General features: G+C 63.0%; 13 protein-coding genes and 1 tRNA gene. All 14 read left to right on the forward strand.

The features are described 5' to 3' along the window. On the forward strand, positions 1–91 hold a 91-nt coding region (locus AC3WTC_RS19725; RefSeq protein ID WP_478039695.1), incomplete at its 5' end, for an EF-Tu C-terminal domain-related protein. A 101-nt stretch (positions 92–192) separates the two neighbouring features. Then, positions 193–268: transfer RNA gene (locus AC3WTC_RS19730), tRNA-Trp, on the forward strand. Positions 269–316: 48 nt separating this feature from the next. Then, the gene (secE, locus tag AC3WTC_RS19735) at positions 317–730 is read left to right on the forward strand and encodes a preprotein translocase subunit SecE (protein WP_025879351.1); all 414 of its coding nucleotides are present in this window, start codon (positions 317–319) and stop codon (positions 728–730) included. A gap of 10 nt (positions 731–740) precedes the next feature. Further along, positions 741–1,301, forward strand: a complete 561-nt coding sequence (gene nusG, locus AC3WTC_RS19740; RefSeq protein WP_025879350.1) for a transcription termination/antitermination protein NusG — start codon at positions 741–743, stop codon at positions 1,299–1,301. A gap of 196 nt (positions 1,302–1,497) precedes the next feature. Continuing rightward, positions 1,498–1,926, forward strand: a complete 429-nt coding sequence (gene rplK / locus AC3WTC_RS19745; protein WP_004145248.1) for a 50S ribosomal protein L11 — start codon at positions 1,498–1,500, stop codon at positions 1,924–1,926. A 4-nt stretch (positions 1,927–1,930) separates the two neighbouring features. After that, positions 1,931–2,629 (forward strand): 50S ribosomal protein L1, encoded by a 699-nt coding sequence (gene rplA, locus AC3WTC_RS19750; protein ID WP_025879349.1) that lies wholly within the window; start codon positions 1,931–1,933, stop codon positions 2,627–2,629. A 387-nt stretch (positions 2,630–3,016) separates the two neighbouring features. Next, on the forward strand, positions 3,017–3,553 hold the full coding sequence (gene rplJ, locus AC3WTC_RS19755; RefSeq protein ID WP_033830430.1) for a 50S ribosomal protein L10: 537 nt from the start codon (positions 3,017–3,019) through the stop codon (positions 3,551–3,553). A 63-nt stretch (positions 3,554–3,616) separates the two neighbouring features. Beyond that, positions 3,617–3,982 carry a 50S ribosomal protein L7/L12 gene (gene rplL / locus AC3WTC_RS19760; protein ID WP_025879347.1) on the forward strand — a complete coding sequence of 122 codons (366 nt, stop codon included), beginning with the start codon at positions 3,617–3,619 and terminating at the stop codon, positions 3,980–3,982. A gap of 326 nt (positions 3,983–4,308) precedes the next feature. Next, complete coding sequence (gene rpoB, locus AC3WTC_RS19765) at positions 4,309–8,463, forward strand: DNA-directed RNA polymerase subunit beta (RefSeq protein WP_025879346.1); 4,155 nt, start codon at positions 4,309–4,311, stop codon at positions 8,461–8,463. 89 nt (positions 8,464–8,552) lie between these two features. Beyond that, complete coding sequence (gene rpoC, locus AC3WTC_RS19770) at positions 8,553–12,794, forward strand: DNA-directed RNA polymerase subunit beta' (protein WP_025879345.1); 4,242 nt, start codon at positions 8,553–8,555, stop codon at positions 12,792–12,794. A 395-nt stretch (positions 12,795–13,189) separates the two neighbouring features. Then, positions 13,190–13,564 (forward strand): 30S ribosomal protein S12, encoded by a 375-nt coding sequence (gene rpsL, locus AC3WTC_RS19775; protein ID WP_025879344.1) that lies wholly within the window; start codon positions 13,190–13,192, stop codon positions 13,562–13,564. 12 nt (positions 13,565–13,576) lie between these two features. Further along, positions 13,577–14,044, forward strand: coding sequence for a 30S ribosomal protein S7 (rpsG, locus tag AC3WTC_RS19780; protein ID WP_025879343.1), 468 nt, complete (start codon positions 13,577–13,579; stop codon positions 14,042–14,044). Between the two features lie 136 nt (positions 14,045–14,180). Continuing rightward, positions 14,181–16,322 carry an elongation factor G gene (gene fusA, locus AC3WTC_RS19785; RefSeq protein WP_049469645.1) on the forward strand — a complete coding sequence of 714 codons (2,142 nt, stop codon included), beginning with the start codon at positions 14,181–14,183 and terminating at the stop codon, positions 16,320–16,322. A 51-nt stretch (positions 16,323–16,373) separates the two neighbouring features. Then, on the forward strand, positions 16,374–16,831 hold a 458-nt coding region (locus AC3WTC_RS19790), incomplete at its 3' end, for a GTP-binding protein (RefSeq protein WP_492712358.1).

The raw sequence follows: 16,831 nt of genomic DNA on the forward strand, positions 1-16,831 counted from the left end.
CCCGGTCGCCATGGACGCCGGCCTGCGCTTCGCAATCCGCGAAGGTGGCCGTACCGTCGGTGCTGGCGTGGTTGCCAACATCCTCGAGTAAGCCTGCATGCCGGCGGTCGCATAGCGCTGCCGGTCTGGCGAGTGGCGGGCCGGGAACCTCGGTCCGCCTTCGCCGTCTAAGGGAAGGCAAGTTTTCAACGTACGCCAGTAGCTCAATTGGCAGAGCAGCGGTCTCCAAAACCGCAGGTTGGGGGTTCGAGTCCCTCCTGGCGTGCCATCTGCCCACCTTACCGAGCGGCCCTGCCGCTAAAGCAGACACAGCCTGATGAATAGCAAGATCGAACATTCCAAGGACACCTCCGCGCAAGGCGGGGATATCGTCAAGTACGTCCTCGCATCGTTGCTGGTGCTGGCAGGTCTGTTCGTCTGGTTCTGGTTCTCCGCCGACTCCGGTCGCGCTGCCCAGCTGGGCGCGTGGGCGGGTCAGCTGCGTGCGTTGGCGGTCGTGGTCGGCCTGGTTGGCGGTATCGGCGTGTTCATGCTGACCGGCAAGGGGCGCGACACCCGCGAATTCCTCTCCGAGTCGCGCTTTGAACTGCGTAAAGTGGTCTGGCCGACCCGCCAGGAAGCCATTCGCATGACCTGGGTGGTGATTGTCGTCGTCCTGATTCTCAGCTTGCTGCTGGGCGGGTTCGACTTCTTCATCCAGAAACTGACTCAGTGGTTCCTGAGCCGCTAAGGAGAAATGCATGAAGCGTTGGTACGTCGTTCACGCCTATTCGGGCTTCGAGAAGTCGGTGGCGCAGGCTCTGCGCGATCGCATCGTCCGTGACGGCATGGAAGAGCGCTTCGGCGACGTCCTGGTTCCGACCGAGGAAGTGATCGAAATGCGCGCCGGCCAGAAGCGCCGTTCCGAGCGCAAGTTCTTCCCGGGTTACGTGCTGGTCCAGATCGAGACCCACGAAGAGGCCGGTATTCCGCGCATCGACAACGAAAGCTGGCATCTGGTCAAGGAAACCCCGCGCGTCATGGGCTTCATCGGCGGAACCGCCGATCGTCCGCTGCCGATCGCCGACTCCGAGGCCGAGGCGATCCTGAACCGTGTCCAGGAAGGCGTCGAGAAGCCGCGTCCGAAGGTGCTGTTCGAGCCGGGCCAGATGGTCCGCGTCACCGAGGGTCCGTTCAACGACTTCAATGGTGTGGTCGAAGAGGTCAATTACGAGAAGAGCCGTCTGCGCGTCTCGGTGTTGATCTTCGGTCGCGCCACCCCGGTCGAGCTTGAGTTCGGTCAGGTCGAAAAGGCCGTCTGATCTGCATTCATATGCCGCTTCAGGCATGTGAAGAAAAAACCTGATATGCTGCGCGGCTCCCGTTGGGAAGCTGGCGGGACGAGGCCACCGAAAGGTGGCCTTCGGCATGATTTCAAAACGCGATGCCGGGACGCGTGATTCCCGGTCCGATGGGGAGCCTGTTGTCGCAAGGCGCTAGCACCCGGAGAGTACTCACATGGCAAAGAAAGTTGTCGGTTATATCAAGCTGCAGGTGAAGGCCGGTCAGGCCAACCCCTCGCCGCCGGTCGGTCCTGCGCTGGGTCAGCGCGGCCTGAACATCATGGAATTCTGCAAGGCCTTCAATGCCGCCACGCAGAAGCTCGAGCCGGGTCTGCCGGTTCCGGTGATCATCACGGCCTATTCGGACCGTACGTTCACCTTCATCACCAAGAGCACTCCGGCCACCACCCTGCTGAAGAAGGCCGCTGGCATCTCGTCGGGCTCCAAGCGCCCGAACACCGAGAAGGTCGGCAAGGTCACCCGTAAGCAGCTGGAAGAGATCGCCAAGGCGAAGGAACCGGATCTGACTGCCGCCGACCTGGACGCCGCCGTGCGTACCATCGCTGGCTCTGCCCGTTCCATGGGCCTCGTGGTGGAGGGTTAAGAAGATGGCACAGACCAAGCGTGAGAAGGCCATCAAGGCCGCTATCGTTCCGGGCAAGGCATACGCTTTCGAGGACGCAATCAACATCCTGAAGACCGCCACCAAGGCCAAGTTCGTCGAGTCGATCGACGTTGCTGTGCGCCTCGGCGTCGACGCGAAGAAGTCCGACCAGCAGGTCCGTGGCTCCACCGTGCTGCCGGCTGGTACCGGCAAGTCGGTCCGCGTCGCTGTCTTCGCTCCGGCCGGTGCCAAGGCTGATGAAGCCCTGGCCGCTGGCGCCGAAGCCGTCGGTATGGACGACCTGGCCGAGAAGATGCAGGCCGGCGATCTGAACTACGACGTCGTGATCGCGACCCCGGACGCAATGCGCGTTGTCGGTAAGCTGGGTACCGTGCTGGGCCCGCGCGGCCTGATGCCGAACCCGAAGGTCGGCACCGTCTCCCCGAACCCGGGTGAGGCTGTGAAGAATGCCAAGTCAGGTCAGGTGCGTTACCGCACCGACAAGGCCGGCATCATCCACTGCACCATCGGCAAGGCCGACTTCGCCGAAGACGCGCTGAAGTCGAACCTGACCGCGCTGCTGCTGGACCTGATCAAGGCCAAGCCGGCCACCTCGAAGGGCACCTACCTGCAGAAGGTTTCGGTCAGCTCGACGATGGGCCCGGGCGTCACCGTCGACCAGTCGTCGCTGAGCCTGAAGTAATCGTTTCAAGCGGCCGCGGGTCCCTCGGGCCCCGCGACCGTGACATTTGAAGGCATCGCCGGCAACCCATCGCCGGTGGTAGCCGTCAAAGACCGCAGGTGCGGTCGTGGTATGTCGGCGACGGGCACGGAAGCTCGAATTGGCAGGGAGTCGCCGCCGAAGCAGCCATGACCGCTTAATCGATTCCCCGGAATCACCCTGCGTAGATGGTGCCCTTCTGGAGTTTTTCTGGTTCACGCACGTCTGGGATTTCCCAGGTTGGCCCACTCCAGGTCTAGAACGGCCCACCCCCGGAACATCATTCCGATGTTCCCGGCGTCCAGGACGGATGCTGCACAGGACCGCACACGGCAGGAGCCGTAAGCGGAGTTCAATTGGAGGAGTGCAATGGCTCTCAATCTGTCCCAGAAGCAAGAAGTAGTCGCGGAGCTGGCAGAAATTGCTGGTAAGGCACACTCCTTGATCGCAGCCGAATACGCTGGCACCACGGTCGCTCAGATGACCGCGATGCGTAAGCAGGCGCGTGAAACCGGCGTTTTCTTGAAAGTTGTCAAGAACACCCTGGCTTCGCGTGCCGTTGAAGGCACCGAGTTCGCATGTGCGCAGGACAAGCTGGTTGGTCCGCTGCTGTATGCGTTCTCGCTTGAGGAGCCCGGCGCTGCCGGTCGCCTGATCAAGGATGCCGCCAAGGGCAACGACAAGCTGCAGGCCAAGGTCGTCGCCATCGGTGGCGAAGTGTTCCCGGCAAGCCATGTCGACGTGTTGGCCTCGCTGCCGACCCGTGACCAGGCCCTGGCAATGCTGGCCCGCGTCCTGACCGAGCCGGTCACGATGTTCGCCCGCGCCATCAAGGCAATCGGCGACAAGCAGAATGGTGGCGACGTCGCCGCCGACGCTGCTGAACCGGCCGCCGAGACCGCCTGAGTTTCGACTAATCGTGGTTCCTGACGGAACCTCAATCCAGAAAAACATCCAAAGGTAATTATCATGTCCCTTACCAACGAACAGATCGTCGACGCCATCGCCGAGAAGTCCCTGATGGAAGTGATGGAGCTGGTCAAGGCCATCGAAGAGAAGTTCGGCGTCTCCGCCGCTGCTCCGGTCGCCGCTGCTGTGGCTGGCCCGGCTGCCGTCGTTGAAGAGCAGACCGAATTCGTCGTCACCCTGAAGACCGCTGGCGACAAGAAGGTCGAAGTCATCAAGGCCGTCCGCGCCATCACCGGCCTGGGCCTGAAGGAAGCGAAGGACCTGGCCGAAGCCGGCGGCGTCCTGAAGGACAACGCTTCGAAGGACGAAGCCGAGAAGATGAAGAAGGACCTGGAAGCTGCTGGCGCGACTGTCGAAGTCAAGTAAGCACTTCCATTGCGTCGCCATCGAAATCCGGCGATGCAGCCAAGGCTGGGGGCGTAAGCCCCCGGCCTTTGGTCGTTGTTGTAGGCCCGGCCAATCGTGGCGCGGTTCTACGGAAATACGGTGAAAAAGCCCAACACGGGCTGCGGTCAAACCCTGGCCGGCCAGCGCAACGCGCGGCGGCGGGGGAGTGGATGCAGACGAGTTGGCAGTTGGAAGTAGCGGGAGAAGGCGTGCTGGTGCCGGCAATACCAGCGACTTCCAACTGACAATTTCAAGTTCCCTTCGGGTCGTGGGCGCACGACTCGCACAACAAGGTGGAAGACCTCATGACGTCCTATTCGTTCACCGAAAAAAAGCGTATCCGCAAGGATTTCGGCAAGCAGCGTTCGATTCTCGAAGTGCCGTTCCTGCTCGCCATCCAGGTGGATTCCTACCGTGAATTCCTGCAGGAAAACGTCGATCCGGCCAAGCGCACGGACCACGGCCTGCACGCTGCACTGAAGTCGGTCTTCCCGATCGCCAGCTACAGCGGCAATGCTGCCCTGGAATACGTCGGCTACAAGCTGGGCGATCCGGTCTTCGACGAGCGTGAGTGCCGTCAGCGTGGCATGAGCTACGGTGCGCCGCTGCGCGTGACCGTGCGCCTGGTGATCTACGACCGCGAGTCGTCGACCAAGGCCATCAAGTACGTGAAGGAGCAGGAGGTCTACCTCGGCGAAATCCCGCTGATGACCGACAACGGCACCTTCATCGTCAACGGCACCGAGCGCGTCATCGTCTCGCAGCTGCACCGCTCGCCGGGCGTGTTCTTCGACCACGACCGTGGCAAGACCCACAGCTCGGGCAAGCTGTTGTACAGCGCCCGCATCATTCCTTACCGCGGCTCCTGGCTGGACTTCGAGTTCGACCCGAAGGACGCGCTGTTCACCCGTATCGACCGTCGCCGCAAGCTGCCGGTGTCGATCCTGCTGCGTGCGCTTGGCTACAGCAACGAAGAGATGCTGGCCGAGTTCTTCGAGATCAACACCTTCCACATCAACCCGGATGAAGGCGTCCAGCTGGAGCTGGTGCCCGAGCGCCTGCGCGGCGAAACCCTGGGCTTCGACCTCGCCGACGGCGACAAGGTCATCGTGGAAGCCGGCAAGCGCATCACCGCGCGCCACATCAAGCAGCTGGAAGCCTCGGGCATCGCCGCCCTGGCCGTGCCGGACGACTACATCGTCGGCCGCATCCTGTCGCACGACGTGGTCGATGCCTCCACCGGCGAACTGCTGGCCCAGGCCAACGACGAAATCACCGACGAACAGCTGCAGGCCTTCCGCAAGGCCGGCGTCGATGCCGTGGGCACCCTGTGGGTGAACGACCTGGATCGTGGCCCGTACCTGTCCAACACCCTGCGCATCGATCCGACCAAGACCCAGCTGGAAGCCCTGGTCGAGATCTACCGCATGATGCGTCCGGGCGAGCCGCCGACCAAGGATGCCGCGCAGAACCTGTTCCACAACCTGTTCTTCACCTTCGAGCGCTACGACCTGTCCGCAGTCGGCCGCATGAAGTTCAACCGTCGCGTGGGCCGCAAGGAAACCACCGGCGAAGCCGTGCTGTACGACCGCAAGTACTACGGCGAGCGCAACGACGAAGAGTCCAAGCGCCTGGTTGCCGCCCACGGCGACAGCTCGGACATCCTGGACGTGATCAAGGTCCTGACCGAGATCCGCAACGGTCGCGGCGTGGTCGATGACATCGATCACCTGGGCAACCGTCGCGTGCGTTCGGTCGGTGAAATGGCCGAGAACGTGTTCCGCGTGGGCCTGGTCCGCGTCGAGCGCGCGGTCAAGGAACGCCTGTCGATGGCGGAGTCGGAAGGCCTGACCCCGCAGGAGCTGATCAACGCCAAGCCGGTGGCTGCGGCGATCAAGGAATTCTTCGGCTCCTCGCAGCTGTCGCAGTTCATGGATCAGAACAACCCGCTGTCGGAAGTCACGCACAAGCGTCGCGTCTCGGCCCTGGGCCCGGGCGGCCTGACCCGTGAGCGCGCCGGCTTCGAAGTGCGCGACGTGCACCCGACCCATTACGGCCGCGTCTGCACCATCGAAACGCCGGAAGGCCCGAACATCGGCCTGATCAACTCGCTGGCCGTGTACGCCCGCACCAACCAGTACGGTTTCCTCGAGACCCCGTACCGCAAGGTCGTGGACGGCAAGGTCTTCGACGAAGTCGAGTTCCTGTCGGCCATCGAAGAAAACGAGTACGTCATCGCCCAGGCCAACGCCCTGACCGATGCCAACAGCGTGCTGACCGAGCAGTTCGTCCCCTGCCGTTACCAGGGCGAATCGCTGCTGAAGCCGCCGGCGGAAGTCCACTTCATGGACGTCTCGCCGATGCAGACCGTGTCGATCGCGGCCGCGCTGGTTCCGTTCCTGGAGCACGATGACGCCAACCGCGCACTGATGGGCGCCAACATGCAGCGTCAGGCCGTGCCGACCCTGCGTGCGCAGAAGCCGCTGGTCGGTACCGGCATCGAGCGCGCCGTGGCGCGTGACTCGGGCGTGACCGTGAACGCCCGTCGTGGTGGTGAGATCGTGCAGATCGACGCCGCCCGCATCGTGGTCAAGGTCAACGAAGCCGAGATCACCGACGCGTCCGACGCCGGCGTGGACATCTACAACCTGATCAAGTACACCCGCTCCAACCAGAACACCTGCATCAACCAGCGTCCGCTGGTGGAAGTGGGCAACGTGGTGGCGCGTGGCGACGTGCTGGCCGATGGTCCGTCCACCGACATCGGTGAACTGGCCCTGGGCCAGAACATGCTGATCGCCTTCATGCCGTGGAACGGCTACAACTTCGAAGACTCCATCCTGCTCTCCGAGCGCGTGGTGGAAGAGGATCGCTACACCACGATCCACATCGAAGAGCTGACCTGCGTTGCGCGTGACACCAAGCTGGGGCCGGAGGAAATCTCGGCCGACATCCCGAACGTTTCCGAGCAGGCGCTGAACCGCCTGGACGAAAGCGGCGTGGTGTACATCGGTGCCGAAGTCCGCGCCGGCGACATCATGGTCGGCAAGGTGACCCCGAAGGGCGAAAGCCAGCTGACCCCGGAAGAGAAGCTGCTGCGCGCGATCTTCGGCGAGAAGGCTTCGGACGTGAAGGACAGCTCGCTGCGCGTGCCCCCGGGCATGGACGGCACCGTCATCGACGTGCAGGTCTTCACCCGCGATGGCATCGAGAAGGACAAGCGCGCCCGTCAGATCGAAGAATCTGAAATCAAGCGCGTCAAGAAGGACTTCGACGACCAGTTCCGCATCCTGGAAGCAGCCATCTATGCCCGTCTGCGTTCGCAGATCGTCGGCAAGGTGGTCAACGGTGGCGCCGGCCTGAAGAAGGGCGACGTCATCTCCGACGCCTACCTGGATGGCCTGAAGAAGGCCGACTGGTTCGTGCTGCGCATGAAGGACGAGGACGCCGCCGAAGCCATCGAGCGCGCACAGAAGCAGATCCAGGCGCACGAGAAGGAATTCGAGCGTCGCTTCGCCGACAAGCGCGGCAAGATCACCGCTGGCGACGACCTCGCCCCGGGCGTGCTGAAGATGGTCAAGGTGTTCCTGGCAGTGAAGCGCCGCATCCAGCCGGGCGACAAGATGGCAGGCCGCCACGGCAACAAGGGTGTGGTGTCCAACGTGGTGCCGGTCGAGGACATGCCGTACATGGCCTCGGGCGAAACCGTGGACATCGTGCTGAACCCGCTGGGCGTGCCGTCGCGTATGAACATCGGGCAGATCCTGGAAGTGCACCTGGGCTGGGCAGCCAAGGGTCTGGGTCGCAAGATCCAGGCAATGCTGGAAGCCCAGGCCGCGGTCGCCGACCTGCGCAAGTTCCTGGACGACATCTACAACCACGATGACACCAACGTGGCCAACCGTGTCGACCTGTCGCAGTTCAGCGACGAGGAACTGCTGCGCCTGGCCCGCAACCTGTTCGACGGCGTGCCGATGGCAACGCCGGTGTTCGACGGTGCCACCGAAGCGGAAATCAAGCGCATGCTGGAACTGGCCGACCTGCCGAGCAGTGGCCAGACCCAGCTGTATGACGGCCGCACCGGTGAAGCCTTCGATCGCCACACCACCGTTGGCTACATGCACTACCTGAAGCTGAACCACCTGGTCGACGACAAGATGCACGCCCGTTCGACCGGCCCGTACTCGCTCGTCACCCAGCAGCCGCTGGGCGGCAAGGCGCAGTTCGGCGGCCAGCGCTTCGGTGAAATGGAAGTCTGGGCGCTGGAAGCCTACGGCGCGGCCTACACCCTGCAGGAAATGCTGACGGTGAAGTCCGATGACGTGCAGGGCCGCAACCAGATGTACAAGAACATCGTCGACGGTGAGCACGAGATGGTCGCGGGCATGCCGGAATCCTTCAACGTCCTGGTGAAGGAAATCCGCTCGCTGGCCATCAACATGGAACTGGAAGACAACTGATCCATGCCGGCGCGGCGGCCACCGCCGCCGCGCCGCTGGCAGTGAACTGAAAGCCCATCGACACAGCATTCCTCCTTCTGGAGAACACCATGAAAGACCTGCTCAACCTCTTCAACCAGCAGCGCCAGACGCTGGACTTCGACGCGATCAAGATCGCGCTGGCTTCGCCGGACCTGATCCGTTCGTGGTCCTTCGGCGAAGTGAAGAAGCCGGAAACCATCAACTACCGTACCTTCAAGCCGGAACGTGACGGCCTGTTCTGCGCCGCCATCTTCGGACCGGTCAAGGACTACGAGTGCCTGTGCGGCAAGTACAAGCGCATGAAGCACCGCGGCGTGGTCTGCGAGAAGTGCGGCACCGAAGTGACCCTGGCCAAGGTGCGTCGCGAGCGCATGGGCCACATCGACCTGGCCTCGCCGGTCGCGCACATCTGGTTCCTGAAGTCGCTGCCGTCGCGCATCGGCCTGATGCTGGACATGACCCTGCGCGATATCGAGCGCGTGCTGTACTTCGAAGCCTACGTGGTGACCGAGCCGGGCCTGACCGCCCTGGAGCGCCGCCAGCTGCTGACCGAAGAACAGTACCTGCAGGCCCGCCAGGAGCATGGCGACGACTTCGACGCTGCCATGGGCGCCGAGGCCGTGTACGAACTGCTGCGCACCATCGACCTGCAGTCGGAAATGACCCGCCTGCGCGAAGAGATCGCCAGCACCGGTTCGGAAACCAAGCTGAAGCGACTGACCAAGCGCATCAAGCTGATCGAAGCCTTCCTGGAATCGGGCAACCGTCCGGAGTGGATGGTCATGACCGTCCTGCCGGTGCTGCCGCCGGACCTGCGTCCGCTGGTTCCGCTGGATGGTGGCCGCTTCGCGACCTCCGATCTGAACGACCTGTACCGCCGTGTCATCAACCGCAACAACCGCCTGCGCCGCCTGCTCGAACTGAGCGCGCCGGACATCATCGTGCGCAATGAAAAGCGCATGCTGCAGGAATCGGTCGATGCGCTGCTGGACAACGGCCGTCGCGGCCGTGCCATCACCGGCACCAACAAGCGCCCGCTGAAGTCGCTGGCCGACATGATCAAGGGCAAGCAGGGTCGTTTCCGCCAGAACCTGCTTGGCAAGCGCGTCGACTACTCGGGCCGTTCGGTCATCGTGGTCGGTCCGTACCTGCGCCTGCACCAGTGCGGCCTGCCGAAGAAGATGGCGCTCGAACTGTTCAAGCCGTTCGTGTTCGCCAAGCTGCAGCGTCGTGGCCTGGCCACCACCATCAAGGCCGCCAAGAAGCTGGTCGAGCGCGAAGAAGCCGAAGTCTGGGACATCCTGGAAGAGGTCATCCGCGAGCATCCGGTGATGCTGAACCGTGCGCCGACCCTGCACCGTCTGGGCATCCAGGCCTTCGAGCCGGTCCTGATCGAAGGCAAGGCCATCCAGCTGCACCCGCTGGTCTGCACCGCGTTCAACGCCGACTTCGACGGTGACCAGATGGCCGTCCACGTGCCGCTTTCGCTGGAAGCCCAGCTGGAAGCGCGTGCGCTGATGATGTCCACCAACAACATCCTGTCGCCGGCCAACGGCGAGCCGATCATCGTGCCGTCGCAGGACGTCGTGCTGGGTCTGTACTACATGACCCGCTCGCTGGAAAACAAGAAGGGCGAGGGCATGGCCTTCGCCAACATCGCCGAAGTCAAGCGCGCCTACGACAACCGCGTGGTGGAACTGCACGCGCGCGTCAAGGTCCGCATCACCGAGGTGGTGACCGACGAGGAAGGCAACAAGCAGAGCAAGACCTCGATCGTGGATACCACCATCGGTCGCGCCCTGCTGGCTGAAATCCTGCCGGAAGGCCTGCCGTTCGCGCTGGCCAACACCGAGCTGACCAAGAAGAACATCAGCCGCCTGATCAACTCCAGCTACCGCCAGCTGGGTCTGAAGGACACGGTCGTGTTCGCCGACAAGCTGATGTACACCGGCTTCGCCTACGCGACCCGCGCCGGCGTTTCGATCGGCATCGACGACATGCTGATCCCGGACGAGAAGAAGGGCATCCTCACCGAGGCCGAAGCCGAAGTGCTGGAAATCCAGGAGCAGTACCAGTCGGGCCTGGTCACCGCCGGCGAGCGCTACAACAAGGTGGTCGACATCTGGTCGCGCACCAATGAGCGCATCGCCAAGGCGATGATGGACACCATCGGTACCGAGAAGGTCATCAATGCCAAGGGCGAGACCATCGACCAGAAGTCGATGAACTCCCTGTACATCATGGCCGACTCCGGTGCACGAGGCAGCCAGGCGCAGATCCGTCAGCTGGCCGGCATGCGTGGCCTGATGGCCCGTCCCGATGGCTCGATCATCGAGACGCCCATCAAGGCGAACTTCCGCGAAGGCCTGAACGTGCAGGAGTACTTCAACTCCACCCACGGTGCCCGTAAGGGTCTGGCCGATACCGCGTTGAAGACCGCGAACTCGGGTTACCTGACCCGTCGTCTGGTCGACGTGGCGCAGGACGTGGTGATCACCGAGGTGGACTGCGGTACCACCGAAGGCCTGATCATGACTCCGATCGTTGAAGGCGGCGACGTGGTCGAGCCGTTGAAGGATCGCGTGCTGGGTCGCGTGGTTGCCGAGGACGTGTTCCTGCCGGGCAACGACGAAGATCCGATCGTCACCCGCAACACCCTGCTCGACGAAGCATGGGTCGCCAAGCTTGAAGAGGCCAGCGTGCAGACCATCAAGGTCCGCTCGACGATCTCCTGCGAATCGGCCTTCGGCGTCTGCGCTCGCTGCTACGGCCGCGATCTGGCCCGTGGCCACCTGGTCAACATCGGTGAAGCGGTCGGCGTCATCGCCGCGCAGTCCATCGGTGAGCCGGGTACCCAGCTGACGATGCGTACGTTCCACATCGGTGGTGCGGCATCGCGAGCTGCTGCGGTCGACAACATCACCGTCAAGACCACCGGCTCGGTCAAGTTCAGCAACCTCAAGTCGGTTGCCCATGCCAATGGCTCGCTGGTCGCGGTGTCGCGCTCGGGTGAAATGTCGGTGCTCGATGCGCACGGCCGTGAGCGTGAGCGTTACAAGCTGCCGTACGGTGCGACCATCACCTCCAAGGACGGTGATGCGGTCAAGGCTGGCCAGACCGTGGCCAACTGGGATCCGCATAACCATCCGATCGTTTCGGAAGTGGCCGGTTTCATCCGCTTCATCGACTTCGTCGACGGCATTACCGTCATCGAGAAGACCGATGAACTGACCGGCCTGGCGTCGCGCGAAATCACCGACCCGAAGCGCCGCGGCGCCCAGGCGAAGGATCTGCGCCCGATCGTCCGCATCGTCGATGGCAAGGGCAACGACCTGTCGATTCCGGGCACCGACCTGCCGGCGCAGTACCTGCTGCCGCCGCGCTCGATCGTCAACCTGCAGGACGGCGCTGCCGTCGGCGTGGGTGACGTGGTTGCCAAGATCCCGCAGGAAGCGTCCAAGACCCGCGACATCACCGGTGGTCTGCCGCGCGTGGCCGATCTGTTCGAAGCGCGCAAGCCGAAGGATCCGGCAGTGCTGGCCGAGCGTTCGGGCATCATCAGCTTCGGCAAGGACACCAAGGGCAAGCAGCGCCTGATCATCAAGGACACCGATGGTTCGGAGCACGAAGAGCTGATTCCGAAGTACCGTCAGGTCATCGTGTTCGAAGGTGAGCACGTGACCAAGGGCGAAACCATCGTCGACGGCGAGCCGAGCCCGCAGGACATCCTGCGTCTGCTGGGTGTCGAGCCGCTGGCCGCCTACCTGGTCAAGGAAATCCAGGACGTGTACCGCCTGCAGGGCGTGAAGATCAACGACAAGCACATCGAGGTGATCACCCGCCAGATGCTGCGCAAGGTCGAGATCACCGATCAGGGCAGCAGCAAGTTCCTGAACGGCGAACAGGTCGAGCGCCAGCGCGTCATCGAGGAAAATGCACGCCTGACCACCCGCAACGAGCTGATTGCTCGCTTCGATCCGGTCCTGCTGGGCATCACCAAGGCATCGCTGGCTACCGAATCGTTCATCTCGGCTGCTTCCTTCCAGGAAACCACCCGCGTGCTGACCGAGGCTGCCGTCCGCGGCACCAAGGACAACCTGCGCGGCCTGAAGGAAAACGTGATCGTCGGCCGTCTGATTCCGGCCGGTACCGGTCTGACCTACCACGCCAACCGCCGCCGCAATGCGAGCGGGCTGACGGACTCGGAAATGCAGACCCTGGCCGGCACCCCGGCAGCTGCAGCCGCCGTGGCCGTGGCAGCACCGGAAGTGGTGGTGGAGTCGACCGACGCCGAGCAGGCCGAGGATTGATCGGCCGGTCCGGCTCAGGCCGGACCTCGATCGGGCAGGGGGCGGCCATCGGCCGGTCCCTGCTTCATGGTCCGGCTCCGTGCCGGGCACGTATCACGCAGGACCCGCTTCGGCGGGATCTGCACTCGAGGGCGCAGGCCGCTGGTCTGTTCGCCGTCGATGAGGTAGGATGCCGCCCCGGCCCAGCGATGGGTCGGGCGACAACCTGAACGGGGGGCATGGAGAAGGCTCCCCTGTAACGGCCCTGGATCAGGGCTGGCTTGGCGTGTGCGCATTTGACCGCGTTTTCGTCAAGTTGCTACAATCGTCTGTCTCAGCAGGCCGGTTTTTCGCCTGCTCGCACATATCCGCATTCATGGCCGGTTTTTTTCGGCCTCTCTCAGAAGAACATACTGATGGCGACGATCAATCAGCTTGTCCGCAAGCCGCGGCAGGCAACCACTTATAAGAGCGCCTCGCCGGCTCTCGAAAAGTGCCCCCAGCGCCGTGGCGTCTGCACGCGCGTTTACACCACTACTCCGAAGAAGCCGAACTCGGCCCTTCGCAAGGTTGCCAAGGTTCGCCTGACCAACCAGGAAGAAGTGATTTCCTACATCGGCGGTGAAGGCCACAACCTGCAGGAGCACTCCGTGGTCCTGATCCGTGGCGGTCGCGTCAAGGATCTGCCGGGTGTGCGTTACCACACCGTTCGTGGTTCGCTCGACGCCTCCGGCGTTGCCAAGCGTCGCCAGGGCCGTTCCAAGTACGGCGCCAAGCGTCCGAAGAGCTAAGGGAAAGCACACATGTCTCGTAAAGGTAATACGCCGCAGCGCGCAGTCCTGCCGGATCCGAAGCACGGAAGCGAAACCATCGCCCGTTTCATCAACATGGTGATGCTGAGCGGCAAGAAGTCGGTCGCTGAAAAGATCGTCTATGGCGCCATGGACGTGATCGGTGAGAAGAACCCGAATTCCGTCGAGCTGGTTCAGAAGGCTCTGGAAAACGTGGCTCCGTCGGTCGAAGTCAAGTCGCGTCGTGTCGGTGGTGCCACCTACCAGGTGCCGGTCGAAGTGCGCGCCTCGCGCAAGATGGCTCTGGCCATGCGTTGGCTGATCGACTCCGCGCGCAAGCGTGGTGAGAACACCATGCCGAAGAAGCTGGCCGCTGAACTGATCGATGCCTCGGAAAACCGCGGCGGCGCCATCAAGAAGCGCGAAGAAACCCACCGCATGGCCGAAGCCAACAAGGCATTCGCCCACTACCGCTGGTGAGTTTGACGGCCTTGTAAAACAGGCAGGGCAGCACCATCTCGGTGCTGCCTCGCGGCCCCAGAAGGGCTGCGCCAATCCGAAGGCCGCCGAAAGGCGGCGTTCGGCCATCCGAATTCCAAGAAATTGAGAGGCTCCCGTGGCCCGTTCCACTCCCATCGAGCGTTACCGCAACTTCGGCATCATGGCTCACATCGATGCCGGCAAGACCACCACGTCCGAGCGCATCCTGTTCTACACCGGCAAGAGCCACAAGATCGGTGAAGTGCATGACGGCGCCGCCACCATGGACTGGATGGAGCAGGAGCAGGAGCGTGGCATCACGATCCAGTCCGCTGCCACCACCGCGTTCTGGAAGGGCATGGACAAGTCCCTGCCGGAGCACCGCTTCAACATCATCGACACCCCCGGGCACGTCGACTTCACCATCGAAGTGGAGCGCTCGCTGCGCGTGCTCGACGGTGCGGTGTTCGTGCTGTGCGCCGTCGGTGGCGTGCAGCCGCAGTCGGAAACCGTGTGGCGCCAGGCCAACCGCTACAAGGTGCCGCGCATCGCGTTCGTCAACAAGATGGACCGCACCGGTGCCAACTTCTACAAGGTCCGCGACCAGCTGAAGGCCAAGCTCGGCGCTGTCGCCGTGCCGATGCAGCTGCCGATCGGCGCTGAAGAAGGCTTCAAGGGTGTTGTCGACCTGCTGAAGATGAAGGCCATCCATTGGGACGAAGCTTCCCAGGGCATGAAGTTCGAGTACGGCGAAATCCCGGCCGACCTGCAGGAAAAGGCTGAAGAAGCCCGTACCTTCATGATCGAAGCTGCGGCCGAAGCCAACGAAGAGCTGATGGAAAAGTACCTGGGCGGCGAAGAGCTGGCCGAGGCTGAAATCATCAATGCGCTGCGTATCCGTACCCTGGCCACCGAGATCGTGCCGATGTTCTGCGGCTCGGCGTTCAAGAACAAGGGCGTGCAGGCCATGCTCGACGGCGTGGTGCAGCTGCTGCCGTCGCCGGTCGACGTGCCGGACGTGACCGGTACCGACGTTGACGACGAAACCAAGGAAATGAGCCGCAAGTCCGACGACAAGGCCCCGTTCTCGTCGCTGGCCTTCAAGATCATCACCGACCCGTTCGTCGGCGCACTGACCTTCTTCCGCGTGTACTCGGGCACCCTGAACGGTGGCGACACCGTGCTGAACTCGGTCAAGGGCAAGAAGGAGCGCATCGGCCGCATCCTGCAGATGCACTCGAACAACCGCGAGGAAATCAAGGAAGTTCTGGCCGGTGACATCGCTGCTGCCGTGGGCCTGAAGGACACCACCACCGGTGACACCCTGTGCTCCATCGACCAGCCGATCATCCTGGAGCGCATGACGTTCCCGGAGCCGGTGATCTCGATGGCCGTCGAGCCGAAGACCAAGTCGGACCAGGAAAAGATGGGCCTGGCCCTGGGTCGTCTGGCCCAGGAAGATCCGTCGTTCCGCGTCAAGACCGACGAGGAATCCGGCCAGACCATCATCTCGGGCATGGGCGAGCTGCACCTGGACATCATCGTCGACCGCCTGAAGCGCGAGTTCAACGTTGAAGCCAACGTCGGCGCGCCGCAGGTGGCCTACCGCGAAACCATCACCCTGGCCGACGTCAAGTCGGACTACAAGCACGCCAAGCAGTCCGGTGGTAAGGGTCAGTACGGTCACGTCGTGATCGAGCTGTCGCCGCTGACCGCTGCCGACCGTGCCGATGCCAAGCTTGCCCCGGCGATCAAGGACGACTTCCTGTTCGTCAACGACATCACCGGCGGCGTGATCCCGAAGGAATTCATTCCTTCGATCGAAAAGGGCCTGCGCGAAACCATCACCAGCGGTCCGCTGGCTGGCTTCCCGGTCGTGGACGTCAAGGTCAAGCTAGTGTTCGGTTCGTACCACGACGTCGACTCCTCGGAAATGGCGTTCAAGCTGGCTTCGTCGATGGCCTTCAAGCAGGGCTTCGCCAAGGCCAAGCCGGTGCTGCTGGAGCCGATCATGAAGGTCGAGATCGTGACCCCGGAGGATTACCAGGGTGACGTGATGGGCGACGTCAGCCGTCGTCGCGGCGTGCTGCAGGGTTCCGACACCACCGGTGACGGTTCGGCCAGCATCATCAACGCGATGATCCCGCTGGGTGAAATGTTCGGCTACGCCACTGCGCTGCGTTCGCAGACCCAGGGCCGCGCCACCTTCACCATGGAATTCGACCATTACGAGCCGGCGCCGAACAACATCGCCGAAGCCGTCATGAAGAAGGGCTGAGCCTCGCTCAGCCTCTCCTGAAAACCACTTACATAATCAAGGTATAGAACAATGGCAAAGGGTAAGTTCGAGCGCACCAAGCCGCACGTCAACGTCGGCACCATCGGTCACGTCGATCACGGCAAGACCACGCTGACCGCCGCACTGACCAAGATCGGTGCCGAGCGCTTCGGTGGCGAGTTCAAGGATTACTCCGCGATCGACGCCGCGCCGGAAGAAAAGGCGCGTGGCATCACGATCTCGACCGCGCACGTCGAATACGAATCCACCACCCGTCACTACGCCCACGTCGACTGCCCGGGCCACGCTGACTACGTCAAGAACATGATCACCGGTGCTGCCCAGATGGACGGCGCGATCCTGGTGTGCTCGGCTGCTGACGGCCCGATGCCGCAGACCCGCGAGCACATCCTGCTGTCGCGTCAGGTCGGTGTGCCGTACATCGTCGTGTTCCTGAACAAGGCCGACATGGTTGACGATGCCGAGCTGCTGGAACTGGTCGAAATGGA

The organism is Stenotrophomonas sp. FW305-C-20-S1, assembly GCF_058783335.1.

Coding starts and splice junctions, on each gene's coding strand:
- secE (WP_025879351.1), top strand. CDS start 317: ATGAATAGCAAGATCGAACATTCCAAGGACACCTCCGCGCAAGGCGGG.
- nusG (WP_025879350.1), top strand. CDS start 741: ATGAAGCGTTGGTACGTCGTTCACGCCTATTCGGGCTTCGAGAAGTCG.
- rplK (WP_004145248.1), top strand. CDS start 1,498: ATGGCAAAGAAAGTTGTCGGTTATATCAAGCTGCAGGTGAAGGCCGGT.
- rplA (WP_025879349.1), top strand. CDS start 1,931: ATGGCACAGACCAAGCGTGAGAAGGCCATCAAGGCCGCTATCGTTCCG.
- rplJ (WP_033830430.1), top strand. CDS start 3,017: ATGGCTCTCAATCTGTCCCAGAAGCAAGAAGTAGTCGCGGAGCTGGCA.
- rplL (WP_025879347.1), top strand. CDS start 3,617: ATGTCCCTTACCAACGAACAGATCGTCGACGCCATCGCCGAGAAGTCC.
- rpoB (WP_025879346.1), top strand. CDS start 4,309: ATGACGTCCTATTCGTTCACCGAAAAAAAGCGTATCCGCAAGGATTTC.
- rpoC (WP_025879345.1), top strand. CDS start 8,553: ATGAAAGACCTGCTCAACCTCTTCAACCAGCAGCGCCAGACGCTGGAC.
- rpsL (WP_025879344.1), top strand. CDS start 13,190: ATGGCGACGATCAATCAGCTTGTCCGCAAGCCGCGGCAGGCAACCACT.
- rpsG (WP_025879343.1), top strand. CDS start 13,577: ATGTCTCGTAAAGGTAATACGCCGCAGCGCGCAGTCCTGCCGGATCCG.